General features: G+C 70.7%; 3 pseudogenes. All 3 read right to left on the reverse strand.

The features are described 5' to 3' along the window. A pseudogene (locus ACIBJF_RS53350) lies at positions 1 to 282 on the reverse strand (amino acid decarboxylase); the annotation flags it as partial. A 70-nt stretch (positions 283 to 352) separates the two neighbouring features. Further along, positions 353 to 529, reverse strand: a pseudogene (locus ACIBJF_RS53355) (pyridoxal-dependent decarboxylase); the annotation flags it as partial. Beyond that, positions 510 to 1175 (reverse strand): annotated as a pseudogene (locus ACIBJF_RS53360) (helix-turn-helix domain-containing protein); the annotation flags it as partial. The pseudogenes ACIBJF_RS53360 and ACIBJF_RS53355, both read right to left, overlap by 20 nt. Between the last annotated feature and the right edge of the window lie 427 nt (positions 1176 to 1602).

Genomic DNA, 1602 nt, shown 5'->3' on the forward strand with positions numbered 1-1602 from the left:
CGGGACCTCCGGCTCCGCGACGCCGGACAGCGTGTCGTGGACGTGTTCGGCCAGGTCGAGCTTCTCGTCCAGGGCCTCGCGGAAGGCGTCCACCCCGTGCAGGTGCAGGGGGAGCCAGGCCCGCAGACCGCGGATCTCGTGGGTCAGCTCGGGCCCGAGGTGACCGGAGTCCGGGACGCCCCCCGCCGCCTGCATGTCCTGGAGGTAGCTGCCGGTGCCGTCGTGCGCGGCGTGCAGGGCGGCGATGTCGCGGACGACCAGGGCGCCGGTGCCGAACGGCATGAACAGGGTCCTTGTGCGGGTCCAGGGTGATCGAGTCGGCCTGCTCGATACCGGCGAGGCGTTCTGCGCCGCGTGCGGTGAGCCGGAAGAAGCCTCCGTAGGCCGCGTCGATGTGGAACCACACGTCCTCGCGGCGGGCCAGGTGGGCCAGCTCAGGCAGCGGGTCGACGGTGCCGGTGTCGGTGGTGCCGGCGGTGGCCACCAGCAGGAACGGCCGCAGCCCGGCGTCCCGGTCGGCGCGGATCATCGCGGCGGGGGAGTTTGATGGCCAGCAGACCCGCGAACGCGGCGAACTCCGAGGTGACCCGGCCCTTGCCGACACCGGCCTCGTTGTCCTAGACGAGCATCCTGGGGACGGCGCCCCAGGCGGTCAGCAGCCGCCAGTGCCCGTCGATCAGGTCCCCGGTCCGCCGCGAGGGCAGCATCCTCGCAGCGATGACCCGTGAATAGCCGGACACCATCACCAGCACCGGCGGCCGTCCCGTCTGCCCGTGGCCCAGCGGGATGTCAGCCTCGGGAAACCACAGGTCACACTGGGCCAGCTCGCCCGGCCGATACGTCGTCCGTGAGACCGGGTCCACCGGCAAGTACGCCGGCCGCAGCTCGCGCACCCGTTCCTTCAGAATGGTCATCCCGCGCTGCCAGCCGATCCGCTCCGCGATCGCCGTCGCCGGCATCGTCGGCGTCTCCCGCAAAAGCTCGCGGATCTGCACCTCGACCGCGTCCACGGCCGAGCCCTTCGCCGGACGCTCGTACTGCGGCGGCCGGTCATGCGCGAGCGCGCGTTTCACCGTGTTCTTCGAGATGCCCAGGTGCCGGGCGATCGCCCGGATCGGCATCTGCTCGGCCCGGTGCAGCCGGCGGATCTCTGCCCAGTGTTCCACGTGGATCACCTCTTCCCTCCTGACCTTGATCACCAAGGCAGGGTCAGATGAAGATCACCAAGTGGGTCAGATTTGATACGCCGTCAGAGAACCAGGGTTCGGCCGTCGCCGAGAGGCCGCCCCGCCCAAGAGCATGTCCCTGCCCGCCGTCGCCCGACCCCCGCGCCCGGCCTGTCGACGGAGCCAGCGGTTGAAGGCCTGCGGCCACCCATCTCACCTCGCCGTTCCCGGTAAGCCCGGCACGGGCGCCACCGGGAACGGTCCTGCGAGTAGGGCCACTGACGTGGCCGATCCCGGCGATTTTCCCGGTGAGACGCACCCGCCGCCGGGTCGACTCTTCTACCTGACCGCACCGCCACCACCACCTCGAGGAGTTCCCTTGCTCTCCGGCACCCCCCGCACCTTCATCGGCTCAACCACCTTCGAGGTCACCGGT

It is taken from the genome of Streptomyces sp. NPDC050743, from assembly GCF_044456925.1.
Classification (GTDB): Bacteria; Actinomycetota; Actinomycetes; order Streptomycetales; family Streptomycetaceae; genus Streptomyces.